We start from the raw sequence: 429 nt of genomic DNA, 5'->3' as shown, positions 1-429 counted from the left end.
GCCGGGTGCGCGGCCGGGCCGGCCGTGCCGACCACCCACACGGTGCAGTCCAGGTCCGTGAAGAGCGGCACGAGCGCCGCGGCCTCCGGGTCCGTTCCGGGGTCGAGGGTGAACACCGCGTCGCGCACGGCGTTCTGGATGGCGGCCCGGACGATGTCCTCACGTCCGGTGAGAACCGGTACCGATACGCCCTCGGCCAGTGCCGCGTCGGCGGGTTCTCCGCCCGGCTCGACCACTCCGACCGGGCGCATCCCGTACTCGGGGTGCTCGTACAGGGCGGTGGTGATGCGCCGCCCCGCCTCTCCGGCGCCGACCACCAGTGCGGAGCGCGGCCTGCGGCGCCCGGCCCGGCGGCACGCCAGGTGGACGGTGCCGCGGGCGGCGCAGGCCAGGGCCGTGTGGACGGCCACCGCGGCCGCCAGGACCGTC

The 429-nt window shown here is 77.2% G+C and carries 1 protein-coding gene; it reads right to left on the bottom strand.

Going from position 1 to position 429, the window contains the following annotated elements:
• The coding region (locus tag ACLIYP_RS30860) for a nucleoside-diphosphate sugar epimerase/dehydratase (RefSeq protein WP_412716351.1) at nucleotides 1-429 on the bottom strand (429 nt) is incomplete at both ends.

It is taken from the genome of Streptomyces nanhaiensis, from assembly GCF_046614825.1.
Classification (GTDB): domain Bacteria; phylum Actinomycetota; class Actinomycetes; order Streptomycetales; family Streptomycetaceae; genus Streptomyces; species Streptomyces radiopugnans.
Note: the sequence above shows the minus strand (reverse complement) of the source record. Positions and strands in the feature narration are given on the sequence as shown.